General features: G+C 67.3%; 17 protein-coding genes. 14 read left to right on the top strand and 3 right to left on the bottom strand.

Annotated elements, in window-relative coordinates; genetic code table 11:
- The first annotated feature begins 30 nt into the window (after positions 1–30).
- Both ACFVUS_RS41955 and ACFVUS_RS41950 read left to right on the top strand, forming a co-directional pair.
- Positions 31–696 carry a TetR/AcrR family transcriptional regulator gene (locus ACFVUS_RS41955; RefSeq protein ID WP_387780511.1) on the top strand — a complete coding sequence of 222 codons (666 nt, stop codon included), beginning with the start codon at positions 31–33 and terminating at the stop codon, positions 694–696.
- Positions 680–1,234, top strand: a complete 555-nt coding sequence (locus tag ACFVUS_RS41950; RefSeq protein WP_387780508.1) for a TetR/AcrR family transcriptional regulator — start codon at positions 680–682, stop codon at positions 1,232–1,234. Before ACFVUS_RS41955 ends, ACFVUS_RS41950 begins: the two co-directional genes overlap by 17 nt.
- A gap of 13 nt (positions 1,235–1,247) precedes the next feature.
- Here ACFVUS_RS41950 and ACFVUS_RS41945 read toward each other — a convergent pair whose 3' ends face one another.
- Positions 1,248–1,901 carry a TetR/AcrR family transcriptional regulator gene (locus ACFVUS_RS41945; protein ID WP_387780789.1) on the bottom strand — a complete coding sequence of 218 codons (654 nt, stop codon included), beginning with the start codon at positions 1,899–1,901 and terminating at the stop codon, positions 1,248–1,250.
- 198 nt (positions 1,902–2,099) lie between these two features.
- On the opposite strand from ACFVUS_RS41945, the gene ACFVUS_RS41940 reads away from it, so the two are divergent.
- Genes ACFVUS_RS41940 through ACFVUS_RS41915 form a run of 6 tightly spaced genes read left to right on the top strand, consistent with a single transcriptional unit; the run spans position 2,100 to position 8,703 of the window.
- Positions 2,100–2,960, top strand: a complete 861-nt coding sequence (locus ACFVUS_RS41940) for a metal-dependent hydrolase (protein ID WP_387780505.1) — start codon at positions 2,100–2,102, stop codon at positions 2,958–2,960.
- Positions 2,961–2,989: 29 nt separating this feature from the next.
- Entirely contained in the window at positions 2,990–3,868 is an 879-nt protein-coding gene (locus ACFVUS_RS41935) for a metal-dependent hydrolase (RefSeq protein ID WP_387780502.1), read from the top strand.
- A 9-nt stretch (positions 3,869–3,877) separates the two neighbouring features.
- Complete coding sequence (locus ACFVUS_RS41930; protein WP_387780499.1) at positions 3,878–5,446, top strand: flavin-containing monooxygenase; 1,569 nt, start codon at positions 3,878–3,880, stop codon at positions 5,444–5,446.
- Positions 5,443–6,375 carry an SDR family NAD(P)-dependent oxidoreductase gene (locus ACFVUS_RS41925; protein ID WP_387780496.1) on the top strand — a complete coding sequence of 311 codons (933 nt, stop codon included), beginning with the start codon at positions 5,443–5,445 and terminating at the stop codon, positions 6,373–6,375. The genes ACFVUS_RS41930 and ACFVUS_RS41925 overlap by 4 nt, the downstream gene beginning before the upstream one ends.
- Positions 6,372–7,451, top strand: a complete 1,080-nt coding sequence (locus ACFVUS_RS41920; protein WP_387780493.1) for a 2Fe-2S iron-sulfur cluster-binding protein — start codon at positions 6,372–6,374, stop codon at positions 7,449–7,451. The genes ACFVUS_RS41925 and ACFVUS_RS41920 overlap by 4 nt, the downstream gene beginning before the upstream one ends.
- A gap of 28 nt (positions 7,452–7,479) precedes the next feature.
- A complete protein-coding gene (locus ACFVUS_RS41915; RefSeq protein WP_387780490.1) occupies positions 7,480–8,703 on the top strand; it encodes a serine hydrolase domain-containing protein in 1,224 nt (407 codons plus the stop codon).
- A gap of 91 nt (positions 8,704–8,794) precedes the next feature.
- On the opposite strand, the gene ACFVUS_RS41910 is transcribed toward ACFVUS_RS41915, so the two are convergent.
- Both ACFVUS_RS41910 and ACFVUS_RS41905 read right to left on the bottom strand, forming a co-directional pair.
- Positions 8,795–10,030 (bottom strand): amidohydrolase, encoded by a 1,236-nt coding sequence (locus ACFVUS_RS41910; RefSeq protein WP_387780487.1) that lies wholly within the window; start codon positions 10,028–10,030, stop codon positions 8,795–8,797.
- On the bottom strand, positions 10,027–11,265 hold the full coding sequence (locus ACFVUS_RS41905; protein ID WP_387780484.1) for an MFS transporter: 1,239 nt from the start codon (positions 11,263–11,265) through the stop codon (positions 10,027–10,029). Before ACFVUS_RS41905 ends, ACFVUS_RS41910 begins: the two co-directional genes overlap by 4 nt.
- A 50-nt stretch (positions 11,266–11,315) precedes the next feature.
- Here ACFVUS_RS41905 and ACFVUS_RS41900 point away from each other — a divergent pair, with 50 nt between their 5' ends.
- The 6 genes from ACFVUS_RS41900 to ACFVUS_RS41875 all read left to right on the top strand — a co-directional run bounded on the left by ACFVUS_RS41900 (position 11,316) and on the right by ACFVUS_RS41875 (position 17,756).
- Positions 11,316–12,476 (top strand): Lrp/AsnC family transcriptional regulator, encoded by a 1,161-nt coding sequence (locus ACFVUS_RS41900; RefSeq protein WP_387780481.1) that lies wholly within the window; start codon positions 11,316–11,318, stop codon positions 12,474–12,476.
- 383 nt (positions 12,477–12,859) lie between these two features.
- A complete protein-coding gene (locus ACFVUS_RS41895) occupies positions 12,860–14,554 on the top strand; it encodes a thiamine pyrophosphate-binding protein (RefSeq protein WP_387780478.1) in 1,695 nt (564 codons plus the stop codon).
- Positions 14,551–15,210 (top strand): SRPBCC family protein, encoded by a 660-nt coding sequence (locus ACFVUS_RS41890; protein WP_387780475.1) that lies wholly within the window; start codon positions 14,551–14,553, stop codon positions 15,208–15,210. Before ACFVUS_RS41895 ends, ACFVUS_RS41890 begins: the two co-directional genes overlap by 4 nt.
- Positions 15,211–15,213: 3 nt before the next feature.
- Entirely contained in the window at positions 15,214–16,230 is a 1,017-nt protein-coding gene (locus ACFVUS_RS41885; RefSeq protein ID WP_387780472.1) for a 3-oxoacyl-ACP synthase III family protein, read from the top strand.
- A gap of 9 nt (positions 16,231–16,239) precedes the next feature.
- Positions 16,240–17,244: a pyridoxal phosphate-dependent aminotransferase gene (locus ACFVUS_RS41880; protein WP_387780469.1), complete on the top strand. Its 1,005-nt coding sequence runs from the start codon at positions 16,240–16,242 to the stop codon at positions 17,242–17,244.
- Positions 17,245–17,366: 122 nt separating this feature from the next.
- Positions 17,367–17,756, top strand: a complete 390-nt coding sequence (locus ACFVUS_RS41875; RefSeq protein WP_387780786.1) for a MarR family winged helix-turn-helix transcriptional regulator — start codon at positions 17,367–17,369, stop codon at positions 17,754–17,756.
- Positions 17,757–17,769 lie beyond the last annotated feature (13 nt).

Genomic DNA, 17,769 nt, shown 5'->3' with positions numbered 1-17,769 from the left:
CGCGGTGAAATCTCGGACGGCGGGTGTGGCGTGGTAGCGGATCGCGGGCGATACGCCGGACTCAGCGCCGAGGAACGCATGCGGCAGCGCCGGGCGAAATTGCGCGAGACTGCCCTCGCGACCATTGCCGAACAGGGTCTGGCCGGGCTCAAGGTGCGGGCGCTGAGTGCTCGCGCGGGTCTCAATGACCGCTACTTCTACGAGAGCTACACCGATACCGACCAACTGCTCTTCGAGCTGATGGAAGCCGAACTCGCCGCCGTCATGACGGAATTGATCGCCGTCATCGCCACCGAACCGGCCGATACCCGAGTGCGATTACGCGCGGTGGTGGAGGCGGGCATCGCCGCGGTCGCCGACCATCCGGTCCGCCGCGCCATCTTCATCGAACTCCAGACCACCGGCGAATTGCGCCGCCGCCGCGCCGAATTCGTCGCCCTGCTGGGCGGCATCATGCTGGATCAGGGCCGCGAACTGCTGGGCGAGGACGCGGTGACCGGTATCCAGGCCGAACTGGCCGCGCGCACCATTTCGCACGGCGGTCTGGAACTGGTCTCCGAATGGCTGCGCGGTGATCTGGATATCGATCGCGCTCAGCTGGTGGATTTCCTGGTCGCCATGATCCTGACCACCGCGCAGATCACCACCACCGTGCGCCGGGAAATGGCCGGGACCGCCGATGGATCGCGAGGCTGAGATGGCCGAACCACGCGTGGACTGGCTGGCGGGCGGCGTCCGCCGCTCGATCGCCAGTGACCGGATCGTCGCGGTGGCGCGGGAATTGTTCCTGGCCAAGGGTTTCGACCGGGTCGGCATGGACGATGTGGCGGCGGCCGCCGGATGTTCCCGGGCCACCCTGTACCGGCACTTCAGGGGCAAGCCCGCGCTGATCGACGCGGTGATGGCGAATTCCGCTGTGGCGGTGGCCGAACGGGTCGCGGCGGCGGTGCGGCGCTACGAGGGTTCGCGCCGCATCGTGGAGGCGATTCTCGCCTCGGTGATGGCGGTGCGCTCGGATCCGACCATGGCGCGCTGGTTCGCGGACCGTGCGGGTGGCACCGATGAGGTCTTCGCCACCTCACCGGAATTGGGCCGGATCGCGACCGTGCTCACCGGTATCGCGCCCGATGACGAAGCGGCGCAGTGGATTGTGCGCGTGGTGCTGTCGCTGCTGTGCTGGCCGCTCGCCGACGCCGCGAGCGAGCGCCGCATGGTCGAGCGTTTCGTGAGCTGACGGCCGGACCGGCTCAGCTGAGCAGCGGCTCGTCCGGATCCAGCACCAGACCGCGCGACTCCGCGGTGGAAGACAGTGCGCCCCAGGCGAAGTGGCTGAGTTGCTCGGCCAGTTCCTTACCGTCGATGACGGGATCGTTGAGCCAGCGCAGCACTCCGAGCCCGACCGCGCCCAGTAGCGCGTCCACCACGAACTGGGTGTGTTCGCCGTCCGCTCCGCGCCCGCGCAGCACATCGGAGAGGAATTCCGCGACCCCGTCCGAGAGCGGCCGTCCGTCCTCGATCAGTCGTGCCGCCCCGAACGCCGCCACCACATGCGAGCTGACAATGAACCGAAACAGGTTGGGCCGCTCGGAAACCAGATCGATATAGGCCGTCAGCGCGGTGCGAATCGCCTCGCGCGCGGAGGCGGCCGGATCGAACAGCGGCGTCACCCGCTCCACGATCAATTCCTGTACCCGCCCGCTCACCGCCGCCAGCAGTTCCACCTTGTCGCCGAAGAACCGATAGAGCTTGGGGCGCGGTATCCCGGCGGTTTTCACCACATCGTCGATGGACAGATCGGGTCCGTGCGCGTCGATGGCGCGAATGGTGGCCTCGATGAGTTCGGCGCGCACCAGTGCCCGGTGCGTATGCCAGCGGTCATGTCTGGCGTCGCCTTTGAGCATGCCGGCGCCTTTGAGCACGGCCGCCGGACCGCGCGGGATCTCGGGCAGGGGATCGCGCGGCGGATCGGAAGCCATGCGGCAGATTCTAATTCGATCCGTTACGGCGCACCCCTTGCTAGCTGTCTGGGACAATCCTACACTGGCATCACATCGAACACTCAGTACTAGGTACTCTGTGTTGCACCAAGGATGGTCGAGATGACACTTGCCCCCGTAGCAGGCACCTATCCGAAGGCCAGGCGGATCAAATTCCGCTTCGACCAACATGATTCGAACGATAAGTACTTCGTCGACGGCGATATGGTCTTCAGCCACTTCGTCGCCGGACTCTCCGGCGGTTTCCCGCCCGGTGAGGAATCCTTCATCCGCTCGGTCCGCCGCGTGGCCGACCGCATCACCGATCCACTGCTGAAGAAGCGCATCGCCGGATTCGTCGGCCAGGAGGCCACGCACGGCCAGGAGCACCGGCAGCTCAATCGCAAACTCGTCGAAATGGGTTATCCCATCGAATGGATCGATACCGAGCGGGCGCACACCCGCATGCTCGCCATCGAGGAGCGCTTCTCCGATCTGGTGCATCTGGCCGCCACCGCCGCGGCCGAGCACTACACTGCGGTACTGGCCGAACGCGTGCTCTCCAGCGACGAAATCCAGTCCATCCCAGCCGAACCCGAGTTCTGGAATCTGCTCAACTGGCATGCGCTGGAGGAGCTGGAACACAAATCGGTCGCCTTCGACGCCTTCCGCGCGGCGGGCGGCACCGAGGGTGTGCGCATCGGGGTGATGGCCGGGCTGTACGCCGTCACGCTCCCGTTCACCTTCGGCAGCCTCGCCTACGCGCTGGCCCGCGATCCGGTCGCGCGCCGACAGCCGGTGCGGGTCGCCCGCGAGGCGTACGAGCTGTTCCGCGGACCCATCTTCCGCGGTCTCATGGCCGAGCTGGCCAAGTACATGCGGCCCGGTTTCCATCCCGACGACATCGATACCACCGCCCTGCTGAAGCACTGGCAGACAGAGCTTTTCGGCGCTGACGGCGTGCTTGTCGATCACCTGAAGTAAACACAACTCCATTGAGAAAGGACCGGCCAATGACGATCGGTCAGGACGCCAAGTCCCTCACCCCCTATCCCAAGGTCCGGCGCATGCGATTCCGGTTCGGTCAGCCCGAACCGATGACGCACATCTTCGCCGAGGGCGATATCCCGCTCACCCATCTGATCGCCGTGCTCTCGGCGGTCTTCCCGCCCGGCGAGGAATCCTTCATTCGCTCGGTGCGCAAATTCTCCGGTGAGATCACCGATCCCGTGCTCAAGAAGCGGGTGGCCGGGTTCATCGGCCAAGAAGCCGTACACGGGCAGCAGCATCGCGTGCTCAACGATCAGCTCATCCGGCTCGGTTTCCCGATCGTGCGGGTCTTCACCTTCGAACCCGGTGCGGCCCGCGAGCGCGCGCTCATCGCGGTCGAGAACATGGTGCCGCGGCAGGTGCATCTGGCGGTCACCGCGCTGGCCGAGCACTACACCGCGACGCTGGCGCACCGCGTGCTCGGAACGCCGGAGATCCAGGCTCTCCCGGGCGACCCCGAAGTGCTGAACCTGTTGAACTGGCACGCCTTCGAGGAGCTCGAGCACAAGTCCGTCGCCTTCGACGTCTATCGCGCCACCGGCGGCTCGGAAGCCGTGCGCATCGGTCTGATGGCGGGCAGTTACGCCCTCACCATTCCGGTCGTCGGGCTCGGGGTGTTCGCCTCGATCCTGAGTGATCCGCGCAGCTGGCGGCCCATCAAGGTGGCCCGGCAGACGGTGCGGCTGGTCCGCGGGCCGATCGTGAAGGGCCTGCTGCTGGAGATGCGGCCGTACATGCGGCCGGGCTTCCATCCCGACGATATCGACACGAGCGAGCTGCTCGAGCGCTGGCGCGTCGAATTATTCGGCGCGCAAGGCGAACTCGTCGATCGCATCGGCTGAGGAATACATATGGACACCTTCGGCGACAAGGGTGCGCCGGACCGAACTCGTCCCGATCACGAGGTCATCGTGGTCGGGGCCGGTTTCGGCGGCATCGGCACCGGTATCGCGTTACAGCGCAAAGGCATTCACGATTTCATCATCGTCGACAAATGGGATCGGGTCGGCGGCACCTGGCATGCCAACACCTATCCCGGTGTGGCGGTGGACATTCCCTCGTTCATCTACAGCTTCTCCTACGAACAGCGCGGCGACTGGTCGCGCGTCTTCGCGCCCGGCAGCGAACTCCGCGACTACGCCGAGAGCATGGTCGACAAGTACGGACTGCGGGCCAAACTGCGGTTGAGCACCACCGTCGTGGCGGCGGAATTCGATGACCGGCACAGTCTGTGGCGATTGCGCACCGACGGCGGGCGCGAGCTCACCGCACGGCATATCGTGCTGGCCATCGGCGGCCTGGAACGGCCCAAGATGCCGGATATCCAGGGGCTGAACGACTTCGGCGGCACCCTGCTGCACACCGCCATGTGGGATCACGATGTCGCGCTGCGCGGTAAACGGGTGGCGGTGATCGGCACCGGCGCGACCGCGCTGCAATTGATCCCGGCGATCGTCGAGGAGACCGGACATCTGACGGTCTTCCAGCGCACCCCCATCTGGGTGTTCCCGAAGAACGATGCCGAGGTCGGTGCGCTCGGCCGGCAGATACTGGGCCGCAAGCGGATTCGCTCCGCACTGCGGGTCGCCGGGAATCTCGGCACCGAGCTGGCCATGAGCGGCATGGTGGTCGGCCCGCCCTGGCTCACCGAATCCGGGCGGCGGCTGGCGGAGGGGCCGATCCGCCGGTGGATGCGGCGGCAGGTCGACGATCCGGTGTTGCGGGACAAGCTCACCCCGCGATACGGGCTCGGCTGCAAGCGGCCGTCCATGTCCAACGACTACCTGAAGACATTCAACCGCTCCGACGTCAGCCTGGTCACCGATTCCATCGAGCGCATCACCGAACGCGGCGTGATCACCGCGGACGGCACCGAGCACGAGATCGATGTGCTCATCTGCGCCACCGGTTTCAAGCTCTGGGACAGGGGCGCGATCCCGCCCTTCCCGGTGCGCGGGCGGCACGGGCTGGATCTGGAGCGATTCTGGGACGAGCGCAGATACCAGTCGTACCAGGGTGTTTCGGTGCCCGGCTTCCCGAATGCCTTCACCGTCACCGGCCCATACGGCTTCGTGCTCGGCTCCTACATCTGGATGATCGAGGCCACCGCCGCACATCTGAGCCGCGCCATCGCGGAGGCGAAACGCCGGGGCGCGACCGAGATCGAGATCCGGCAGGACGTGCACGACGAGTACTTCGAGCGGTGTCTGAAACGGCAGGAGAAGAACTTCCTGTTCACCCCCGTGTGCGCGGGCTCGAACACCTACTACATCGACAACAAGGGCGATTCCCCGTTCCGGCCGTCCACGCACGGCGAGATGTATTGGCAGAACCGGCATTTCGATCTCGACGTGTACCGGTACAGCACGGGCGCACCGCATCCGGCGGCTGTGGCGGTCCGATCCGAGGAGGTCTCGTGAAACTCAATGACATCCGGCCGCGCCTGGTCGTGGTCACCGGTGCGGGCAGCGGTATCGGGCGGGCGGTCGCGCTGCGCTTCGCGCGGGGTGGTGCGCAGGTCGTGGTCTCCGATATCGACAAGGACGCGGCGCTGGCCACGGTCGCCAAGATTCAGGCGCAGGGCCGCCGGGCCGTCGCCATGCAGCTGGATGTGACCGATCCGGCGGCCTGGCAGGCCTTCGCCCGCGATGTGCACGCCGATCTCGGGGTGCCCGATGTGCTGGTCAACAATGCCGGAATCCTGGTCAGCGGAGCGTTTCTCGATCTGGAGCCCGAGGATTGGGAACGCCAGCTCGGGGTCAATCTGCTCGGCGTCGTCTACGGCTGCCGTGCCTTCGGGCAGCAGATGATCGAGGAGGGCAAACGCGGGCATATCGTCAATATCGCCTCGGCGGCCGCGTTCACCCCGACCCCGGTCATGTCGGCCTACTCGGTCTCCAAGGCCGGGGTGAAGATGCTCACCGAATGCCTGCGCCTGGAACTCGCGCCGAAAGGAGTCGGCGTGAGCGCCATCTGCCCGGGCGTGATCAACACCAATATCGGCGACCACGCCATCACCGTGGGCGTCGATCCGGCGCTGGTACAGCGGGGTAAGGAAATCGCCAGGCAGGTACAGGATTTCGCGGAGCGGCTGCCGTTCTCGCTGATGAGCCCGGATCTGGTGGCGCGAGCCGTCGTGCGCGCGGTGCGCTTCGATCTGGCGGTGGTGCCGGTGCGCACCGAGGCGTGGCTCGGGTATTTCATGCTGCGCATCGCGCCCGGTGTCAATCGCCGGATGACCCAGCCGATTTCGATGGAGCGCATCGAATCGGCGGGCGCGTGGCTGCTGAACCGGATCGGATACGAGGTGCCGCCCGAAGTCGCCGCCGGCTCGGGGAGAGCCGGATGAACGCACGCGCCCACCGGATCAAGGTGCGCGAGGTAGTCAGCGAGACCGCCGAGGCGGTCTCGCTGGTCTTCGATATCCCGGAGGATCTCGGCCGCCGATTCGCCTATTCCCCTGGACAATTCCTGACCATTCAGGTGCCCAGCGACCGCACCGGATCGGTGGCGCGCTGCTATTCGCTCTCCAGCAGCCCGCACTGCGGTGACCGCCCGGCGGTGACGATCAAGCGCACGCCGGGCGGCTACGCCTCGAACTGGCTCTGTGACAATATCGCGGCCGGATCGATCGTCACCGTCCTCGAACCGGCCGGAAACTTCGTGCCGCGCAACTGGAATCGGGATCTGCTGCTGTGCGCGGCGGGCAGCGGGATCACGCCCGTCATGTCGATTCTCAAATCGGCGTTGTTGCTGGGCCGATCGAAAATCACACTGCTGTACGCCAATCGGGATCGGTCCTCGGTCATCTTCGCCGAACAGCTGCGGCAGCTGACACAGCGGTATCCACGCAGGCTCACCGTGCTGCACTGGCTGGAATCCGAGCGCGGCCTGCCCACCGCCCGGGGGTTGGCGGGATTGGCCAAGCCCTATCGGGGCTATGAGGTCTACCTCTGCGGGCCCTCCGGGTTCACTATGGTTACCCGGCAAGCCCTGGCACAATTGCGGATATCCGAGCGCGTCATCCGCCAGGAGGAATACCGCTCGCTGACGGAGAACCCGTTCGAGCGACCCGCACCCGCACCCGCACCGGCGGCAACGATCGCGGTCACATCGGCGATCGCATCCGCCGCGGCACCGGGCGCGGATACCGCCGCCGTGCGGGTCGATATCGACGGGCAGACACATCAACTCGCGTGGCCGCGTGGCCGCAAACTGCTGGATGTGCTGCTCGAGCACGGTATCGACGCACCGTACGTCTGCCGGGAATCCGCCTGCGGTACCTGTGTCTGTCGCGTGGAGAGGGGTCGGACGCGCATGCTGATGAACGAGGCCCTCATCGACGAGGAACTCGCCATGGGATTGACCCTGGCCTGCCAGACCCTGCCCGAATCCGACGACCTGCACATCACTTTCGACCAGTAGTTCCGGCCCGACAATGAGGTTGCCCGCCATGCTGACTCCGACCGCCATGCCGACTCTGCCCGAGGGAATCCGCGGTAGCGCGGACCCGCGCTTCGCCGCCCCCGTCCGCGCGTTCGCCCGCCTGTTCACCCACTACGTCCGCACCGGCGGTGCGCTCTCGGTGCACCTGAGAGGTGAACCGGTGGTGCGGATCTGGACCGGCACCGCCGACGCCGCGGGCGAAATCCCGTGGGAGGCGGACACCACCGCGCTGACCTTCTCCACCACCAAGGGCATCACCTCGCTGGTGGTGCACCGGCTGGCTGATCGCGGATTGCTCGACTACGACGCGCCCGTCGCCGAGTACTGGCCCGAATTCGCCGCGGGCGGAAAGCATTCCATCACCGTGCGCGATGTCCTCGCGCACCGTGCGGGCCTCTCGGATCTGCGCCGCGTCGTGCGCGAACCCGGCGATGTGCTCGATCACGTGCTGATGGAGCGGCGACTGGCGGCGGCCACCCCGGATTGGACCCGCGGCCTGCCCGTCTATCACGCGGTGACGTTCGGCTGGCTGCTCGGCGGCCTGTGCCGCGCCGTCACCGGGCAGAGCATGGCGGAGCTCTATCGCACGGAACTGGCCGACCCGCTGGGCATTACGGGCCTGCACCTGGGCCGCCCGTCCGATGGCACCCCGGTCGCGGATCTGGTCGGCCCCAGCCTCAATGCCACCGGAAGCCGTCTGGGCAAACCGATCACCCTCGCGGCGGTCCGAGTCCCGCTGGTGGGCAAGGCGATCAGCTCCATGCACTTCACCGGCGGCGAAGAGGCCATGCGCGGGCCGATTCCGGAGCTGTCCTATTCCGAAAACGGTGCGGCCACCGGCGTATTCACCGCCGACGCGATCGCGAGCGTCTACGCCACCCTGGCCAATGACGGCAGCTGCGGCGACACCCGCCTGATCTCATCGCGCACCGCCCGCGCCCTGATCCGCTCCACCAACACCAGCCCGGACCCGAACCGCCTCACCTTCTGGCACCTCGGCTACCACCCCTTCCCCACGGTCGGAGCCCCGCGCGGCCTCGGCCACATGGGCCTCGGCGGTTCCGGCGGCTGGGCGGATCCCGACTCCGGCCTCTCGGTCGGCTTCGTGCACAACCGTCTCGACCTGGCCCGCCTGCCCATCGACATGACCCTGATGTCCCTGCTCCTGCCCACCGTCACCCGCGCGGCCGCCACCGCCGGACGCGCCGAAAGCGCCACCCGCGCAGCCTGATCCACCGCCGCGTACGCGCGCGGAAACAGGACCGGGTGGGACGACCCGCGCCGACCACGCGACACCCGGTCCTGCACACCCCCCGTGTGGACTACGCGCGGGCGAGTTCCGAGCGCGCCGCGACCACCATGGCCGTGATCATCGCGGGCAGTGTCTGCACCGGGTCCGGGGCGAACTTCGGCGAGTGGTTGGACGGGAAGCGCGCGGGAATGGTGTGCTCGGCGAGCATGAGCGCCTGATCTTCCGCGGTGAACTTGGCCGCGTCGATACCGCCGATATGCCAGAACACCGACGGGCACTGCGCCGCGGTGCCGAACAGCCCGAAATCCTCACTGCCGGTGAGCGGATGGGTCATCGGCATGACCGGGACCCCGCCGTCGGTGAGCGTCTGCATGATGCGCTCGGTGGCGCCCTCGGTATTGATCGTCACCGGGAACGGGTCGTACGCGGTGAACTCCGGCGGGACCGGCGCACCGGACGCCTCGGCCTCCGCCGCGGCCAATCGGCGCAGATCCGCCAGCATGCCGGTGCGCGAGGAATCGCTGAAAGTCCGCAAAGTGAGCAGCAATTCGGCGGTTTCCGGGGTGATGTTGGGGCGGGTGCCCGCGTGCAGCGAACCCGCGGTCAGCACCGGACCCGCGGGCACCGCAGCCTGCCGGGCGGTCATCGCCTGCATGCGCACCACGAACGAGGCCGCCATGACGATCGGATCCACCGTCAGATGCGGTTGCGAACCGTGCCCGCCGCGCCCGGTGAACAGCACTCGGATCGAGTCCGAGGCCGCCATGAACGGCCCGCTCTTGCTGATCGCCAGCCCGGCGGGCAGCGGCGCGACATGCTGACCGAGCACGATGCCCGGCTTCGGAAAGCGGTCCAGCACGCCATCATCCACCATGCGCCGCGCGCCCGCCCCGGTCTCCTCGGCGGGCTGGAAGATCGCCACCACCGTTCCGGCGGGCCGATCCTGGGACAGCTGCGCGCACGCGCCGAGCAGCGCCGCCACATGGGAATCGTGTCCGCAGGCGTGCATGACTCCCGCTGTGCGCGAGGCGTATTCGAGTCCGGTGTCCTCCTGCACGGGCAGGCCGTCCATATCCGCGCGCAGCCACACCACCGGTCCCGGGCCACCCTGTAGGACGCCGACCACGCCGGTGCCGCCGACGCCCGGGGTCACCTCCCAGCCATCGAGCGCCCGCAGTTCCTCGGCCACCAGACTCGCGGTGCCGTGCTCCTGGCCGGACAGTTCCGGATGCTGGTGCAACTGCCGGTAGACCTGCTGCCAGTGCTCGGATTTCGACTGTGCGACAGCGGAATCGGTGGTGGTCACGGGAGACTCTCCTTCGTCGGTTCGACCGCGGGCGCGCGCCGGGCCACCTTCGCCCGGAACTCGTCCGCGGTCTGCGGGACCAGCGACGCCGCCACAATGCTCAGCAGCGGACCGATGGCCATCATCTCGAAAGCCGTTGTGTAGGACACGTGGTCGGTCACCACCCCGAACAGCAGCGGGCTGAGCACGCCCGCCACCTGACCGCCGAAAATAATCACACCACTGGCCGCGCCCATATACGCGCTGCGCAACGCGCGCAACGGCACCGAGAACGCGGGCATGAACGCCAGCCCGGCCGCCAGACTCATCACGGTGCCGACCACCACGAACAGCGGAAACGGCTGCGTGCGCGGCAGTACGAACAGCATGACCGCGGTGAAGGCCATCGCGGGCACCACGATTACCCGGGGTCGCCCGCCCAGCCGATCGGAGAACCGCGCGCCCAGCACCACCCCGGCCCCCGCGGCCAAGGTCGACGGCACCGCCGCGACCGCGACCAGGGTCATCGAGACCCCGCGCTCCTCCTGGAGAAAGGTCGGCGTCCACGCGGTGACGCCCCAGACCAGCACGTCATAGCCGAAGAAGATGGCGGCGTAGCCGAGCAGCGCGGGGGAGAACAGCACCGCGCGTCGTTCGGCCGCCGACAGTTCCTCGTTCTCCTGGGTGGCGTCCTGCGGCAGCGGTTCCGGCATCCACCGGCGCCACGCGATGATCACGGCCACGCCGAGAACGGAGATGAGCGCGAACATGATTCGCCATCCCACCGTCGGCAGCAGAATCCCGGAGATGACCGCCGCCGCCAGAATGCCGACCGCGTTGGAGGAATTGGTCCAGCCGGTCGCGGTGGTGCGCTGCTCCGGTACCGAACGTTCGGCCAGGGCCTTCATCGCGGCCGCCGGGAACACGCCCTGCACCAGTCCGAACAGGAAGCGAATCGCCAGCAGCACCGCGAAAGACCATGCCACGGCGGTCAATCCGGTGAATATCGACCAGGCGATCAGCCCGATGGTGCCGACCTTCAGCGCCCCGTAGCGGTCCGCCAGCAGCCCGCCCGGCACCTGCACGATCGCGTACGCCAGGAAGAACACCGAGATGAGCAGGCCCTGCTGGGTGTGGTCGAGTCCGAGATCCTTGCCGATCGACGGCAACGCGAAATTGATCACGGTCCGGTCGATGTAGTCGACAACCCAGGCCGCGAACAACAGCATGACGGTTATCCGGGTGGTGCGTGGCATTCCTGCCCCTTCACAACGTGGAGGCGTGGCGAAATGCCACAATGGCCCCCATGGCCGAGAATATGGCGAAATCGCTGAATAACGCCATATCGAGTAATCATCTGCCGGATTCCGCCACCCGCACGGCGGCCGACCGGGTCACCGCGTCGCCGGGCGTTGTCCGCTCCGAGATCGGCTTTCCCGGGCCGCGGGGGATCGCCACGGGGTTCGGGGAGCACGATCTGAATCTGGTCAACGCGTTGCAGATCAATCCGCGCGCCTCGTGGACGCGGATCGGCGCTTCGCTCGGGGTGGATGCCAGCACGGTCGCGCGGCGCTGGGCGCGGCTGCGCGAAAGCGGGCTGGCGTGGATGACGGCGTACGCGCCGGAGTTCGCGGTGATCGGCTATGTGCGCGTGCACTGCCGGGCCGATGCGGTGGCGCCGCTGTCCGAGCGGGTCTGCGCGTTCGACTGCGTCTTCTCGGTGGAACGCGTCAGCGGCCGCCATCAGTTGAATCTGTCGGTCGCCGCCGCAGACGCCGCCGCGCTGGACGATTTCGCGGTGCGTGAGCTCGCCGCGCTGCCCGGTGTGCTGGATGTGCGCGTCGCGGTGGGTCTGCGCATCTACATCGAGGGCGGGCATTGGCGGCCGGGTGCGCTCGATCCGGTGCAGCGCACCCGGCTGACCGATGATCAGCGCCGCCCGCCCGCGCCCTCGCGGGTGCGCCCGGGGGATATCGAGCTCATGCTCGCGCTCGCGCCGGACGCCCGGCGCGGTATCGCCGAACTCGCCGGAGACACCGGACTGAGTGAGACAACCGTGCGCCGACGCCTCGCCGAAATGACAGGTTCGGGTCGTTTGCAGATTCGCTGCGATTTCGCTCAGCAATCCGCCGGGTGGCCGGTGAATGTCAACCTCTGGGTACGACTGCCCGCCGGTGAACTCGACGCGCTCGGTGCCGAACTCGCGCAATGGCCCGAGATCCGGCTCTGCGCAGCCGCTACCGGTGCCAGCAATGTGCTGGTCATCGCCTGGCTGCGCTCGCAGCACGAATGCATCCTCCTGGAAAACCGTCTGCTGCAAAGTTTCCCGAATCTGGACATTACCGAGCGCCAGCTAACCCTGCGTGCCCTCAAACGTATGGGCAGGCTCCTCGCGCCGGACGGTTCCGCGACCGGTCATATCCCCTTCGCCGTCTGGCCCACCCCGGTCACGAGCCGGACGAACTAGACCCGGGAGTGCGGCGCTGTCCATGTGCCGGCGCTCAGAACCGGTGCGGCGCCTTTGGTTCCGGGCACAAGGTTCGGGCCGATGTCGCGCTCGGGGCGGATTTCACAGGATCGGGGCCTAGATTGAACCCGCGCGGGGTCTGAACCGTTAATCCTGTCGAGTCGATCGCAACCCGGTTGCGGGCGAGATGCTGACTCGAATGTCATCGCATTCGGGTCGCAGCGCCACCGGGATTCGATCGGTGGCGTCCCTACACGCCAAAATCGCTGACTACCAGCACTTTTCAAGCAATCGTGTGACCTGTGACACATTGTCTGGGACGGGTGTCCGTGGATACATTGTGGACGATGTATCGCGGGCAATGTATTTCGAAACGGGGGATCGTGAGCGAACGCGGAGCAGCCGTTCAGACCGTCGCCGACGTCATCGTCGCGCGGCTCGGCGCCTATACCGATCACCTCTTCGGCGTGGGCGGGGCCAATATCGAGGACCTGTACGACGCGGTCCAGCGCCGCCCCGACCTGCTGACCGGCATTGTCGCCAAACATGAATTCGGCGCCGCCACCATGGCGGACGGGTACGCCCGCGCCACCAACCGACTCGGCGTGGTCGCCGCCACCTCCGGCGGCGGGGCGATGAATCTGCTTGCGGCGCTTACCGAATCATACGACTCGCGGGTGCCGGTGCTGGCGCTTGTCGGCCAGCCGCCGATCGGGCTGGAAGGCCGGGGCGCGTTCCAGGACACCAGCGGCGGACCCGGCCGGCTCGATGCCGAACGCATCTTCGGCGCGGTGAGTATCTCGTGCGTGAAAGTCGCACGGCCACAGGATATTCACGCCGATCTGGAGCGGGCCATCGAGGCCGCGCTCTCGGGCGGCCCGGCGGTGCTGTTGCTGCCCAAGGATATTCAGGCGGCCATTGCCCCCGGCGGATCCTGGCCGGTACATCGCGAGGCCGATCCCGTGCCCGCACCCTGGCAGGTCGACGTGCGCGCCGCCGGGCAACTCGCCGAGGCCGCTGAACTGCTCACCCTGGCCGCCGGGCAGGGACCGGCGGTCATCATCGCCGGACCCGAGATAGCGCGCGCCGACGCCCGCGCCGAACTCGCGGCACTGGCGGTATCCCTCGATGCCCGGGTACTGGTCACCCCCGATGCGAAAGACGCCTTCCCGAACCGGCATCCGCGGTTCGCCGGGGTCACCGGCATCATGGGGCATCCGCACGCGCCGGACCTGGTCGCGGCCGCCGCGGTCTGCGTGCTGGCCGGGACGCCGCTGTCGATGACCGCCCGCGCCGGGCTGGACGAGGCGCTGGCGGCCTGCCCGCGCGTGGTGCATCTCGGCGAGGACGAGCCGTTCGTGCCGGTGCGGGTGCGGGTGCCCGGATCGCCGCGCCGCCGCCTGCTGGAGCTGTCCGCGCGCACCTCGCGACCGGGATTCGGTGCGGCGCCGCCGGATCGGGACGTGCTGCCGGAACTGTCGCCGCCCCCCGCGAACGGACCCGGCGTGCGCTATCGCGATGCCGTACAGTCGATTTCGTCGCGCTTGGAACCCGGCACCGATGTGGTTGCCGATGCGGGCAATACCGGTGCGGCGGTGGTGCATCACCTCCCCGTTCCCGACGGCGGGCGCTTCCTGATCGCGCTCGGCATGGGCGGTATGGGTTACTCCTTCGGCGCCGGCATCGGCTGTGCGCTCGGCCGTCGCCGCCGCACCTTCGTAATCGCCGGTGACGGTTCGTATTTCATGCACGGCAACGAGGTGCACACCGCCGTCGAATATCAGGCCCCGGTCACCTTCGTCATCTTCAACAACAACGCGCACGCCATGTGCGTCACCCGCGAACAGCTCTATTACTCGGGCGAATACAGCTACAACCGTTTCCGCCCGGCCGAGATCGGCGCGGGGGTGGCGGCCATGTTCCCGCAGCTGCCCGCCTATACCGCGAGCACCCTCGCCGAATTCGACAACGCCCTGGACAAGACCCGCAACGAGGCGGGCCCGGTCTTCATCGAAATCCTTTGTGATCCAGATGAACTCCCTCCCTTCGCCCCCTTCCTGAAGGAGCCCCGCGCATGACCGACACCGTCAAGGCCGAACCCGTCGAGGTACCCCATCTCGACGTCCCCGGCGTGTACCGCATCGAGACCATGTCCCTCAAGGAGGGCATGCCGATGGTGCTGGACATGACCCGCGCGGTGTACCCGCACGATGAGATCTTCGGCGAGTACTGCACCGTGAACGAGTACATCGACGCACCGCCGGACGAGGTGTTCGAATACCTCTCCGATACCCGCAGTCTGTGCGAATGGACATACAGCATGCGGGGTTTCGAGCGCACCGACACCCCGGACCTGTGGGTCTCGGACGATCGCATCGGCTCGCACACCCGCATCTACACCCGCACCGAATCCAGCCGTGAGACCCGCACCGTGGACTACCACTGCGCCTGGGATCAGGGTGAGCACCTGTGGATGATCTACCTGATGCGGGTTGTGGACGCGCAGAAAGTGCTCAACAAGCCGGGGTCGGTGGTGCTGTGGACCAACTGTCACCACCCGTTCTACGACGAGAACGCCTATCCCGAGACCGCACCGGAGGGCCGCCCGGTGTGGGTCGGCGATTTCTGGCACCTGTTCGCCGCCGGACATCTGCTGGAACTGCGCAATCTCAAAGCCATTTGCGAACACCGGCACGCCAACGGCCAGCCGATCAAGCCCGAATGGATGGACTGAATCATGAGCACAGCAACCGTCAGCCTGCTCGACGTCGCCGGGTACCTGCCCGAAACCGTCGTTCCCGCAGACTATTTCGCGCAGTACGCGGATGCCGAGGATGTCACCGCGAACATCATGTTCAAATCGCCCAAGTTCCGGCATCACGTCGCGCCCGGTGAGACGCCCGCCGATATGGCCGAGCGCGCCGTCGCCCCGCTGCTGGACCGGCACGGCCGAGATGTGTTGCGGGACATCGATGTTCTCATCGTGCACACCCAGCTGCCCGAGACCGGCATTGTCGGCAACGGCGGTGAGGTCGCCGCGCGTCTGGGCATCAACCCCGAATGGCTCATCGATCTGCACAACGGCGGCTGCGCGGCCTTCGTGCACGCCATGAAGCTGGCGCGGCAGATCCTGGTCAGCACCGATGCCAAGGCCGCGCTCATCGTCACCATTCAGAACGCCGCCGGGCAGATCTTCACCCAGGAACAGGTGCGCGGAAAACCGCAGGCCGCCATCCCCGGTGACGGTGCGGGCGCGGGTCTGCTGGTGAAATCCGATATCTCGCCCATCCTGGATATCGAGACCCGGCATCTGCCGCAGTTCGCGGGCGAGATGACCGTGCTGGCCGATCCGCCGCGCAAGTACTGGGAGGCCGGGCCGGGCCAGATGCACGTCGGCTTCACCGAATCCAAGATCGCCAAGGTGCTCGGGCGCGGTAACCGGATCGTGCCGGAGGTGGCGCACGCGGTGTGCAAGCGACTCGGCGTCGCCTCCAGCGAACTGGATCTGCTGGTCACCAATCAGCCCAATCGGGCGTTCCTGCGCAACTGGCGCGATGCGTTGCTGCTGCCGCAGGACAGGCATCCGGACACCTTCGACGAATGCGGAAACCTGTTCGGCGCGGGTATTCCGGTCAATTTCGACCGGGCGATCGACGAGGGCCGCGCCGCCCCCGGATCGCTGGTGATGTTCGCCGGATTCGCGCACGCGGGCGACTTCGCGGCCGCCGCCGCGGTGCGCTGGGGCGGGCGCTGAGGCGAGACGATGGCACCCCTGGCCCCGCTCGGGCATCAGTTGCAGCTCAATGAAAACCCGTATGGGCCACCGGCTTCGGTGCGCGCGGCACTCTCGCGCGCACTGTCCTCGGCGAATCGGTATCCGGAGTTCCTGCCGCAGCGGCTGCCCCGGCTGATCGCCGAGCGGCTCGGGGTCGACGCCGATCGCATCGTGGTCGGCGCGGGGGCGACCGGCGTGATCATGCATATCGTGCAGGAATTCGGTTCCGGCGGTGCGGGTGTGGTGATGGCGACGCCCACCTTCGACGGGTATCCGATCCTGACCACCATGGCGGGCGGGCGGCCGGTGACCGTACCGCTCACCCCGGATGGGCGGCAGGATCTGGACGCACTCGCCGATGCCGTCGACGATCGGACCCGGTTGGTGGTGCTGTGCAGCCCGCACAATCCGACCGGAACACTGATCACGCCGAGGGAATTCGAGAAGTTCCTGCACCGGGTGCCCGCGACGGTCCCCGTCGTCCTGGACGAGGCGTATGTGGACTTCGTGCCCGGCGAAGATCGCATCGAGGCTTTGGCATTGGTGGAGCGACATCCGAATCTGCTGGTGCTGCGCACCTTTTCGAAGGCGTACGGACTCGCCGCGCTGCGCGTCGGTTACGCCATCGGGGATCCGGAGCTGATCGAGCGAATCGCCCGCTGGCAGTTGCCCTTCGGGATGAACGCGCTCGCCGAGGTCGCCGTGCGCGCCTGCTATGCCGCCGAGCCGGAGATCGAGGCCCGGGTGAGCGTGATCGCCGGGCATCGGCATCGCCTCACCGCCGGACTGCGCGAACTGGGTCTGTCGGTGCCGGACAGCTATGCCAACTTCTCGTATCTGACGCTGCCGGAGCCGGATATCGATCGGGTGGCGGCGGCCTTGGCGGGCGCGGAGATTCACGTCAAGCGGTATCCCACCGGTATCCGCATCACCGTCGGGGACCGCTCGGCGACCGACGCCGTTCTCGCCACCGTGCGCAGTACAGTGCAGTAATGTCAGAAAATCCGCCTTCCGCACCCGATGGGCACCGGGCCGGAGCGGACGAGGAGATCGACTACGCGCTTCTGTCGCTGAACGCTCAGCTGTGTTTCGCGCTGTACTCCACGTCGCGGTCCATGACCGCTGCCTACCGTCCCTTCCTGGACGATATGAATCTCACCTATCCGCAGTACCTGGTGCTGCTGACGCTGTGGGAACGTCCGGGAATCACCATGAAAGAGCTCGGCGAGCAGATTCACCTCGACTACGGCACGCTGTCACCGCTGGTACAGCGACTGACCGCCAACGGTCTGGTGGAGAGCGAGCGCAGTGCCTCCGATGGCCGGGCGCTGGTGCTGCGCGCCAGCGCTGCCAGCGCCGAACTCCAGGTCGCCGCCCAGCACATGATCCACGCCGTACTCGAATCGGTCGGGCTGCCGATCGAGGACATCGAGGCGCTGCGGGATCGGGTGAACGCGCTGGGTGCGCGCCTCGATGCCATGGTGGTGGCCGCCCGCTCCCACTGATGGGAATGGTCTG

Source organism: Nocardia sp. NPDC058058 (assembly GCF_042885355.1).
In the GTDB taxonomy this organism is placed as follows: domain Bacteria; phylum Actinomycetota; class Actinomycetes; order Mycobacteriales; family Mycobacteriaceae; genus Nocardia.
The sequence above is the reverse complement of the archived record's forward strand: the minus strand, read 5'-3'. Positions and strand labels throughout refer to the sequence as shown.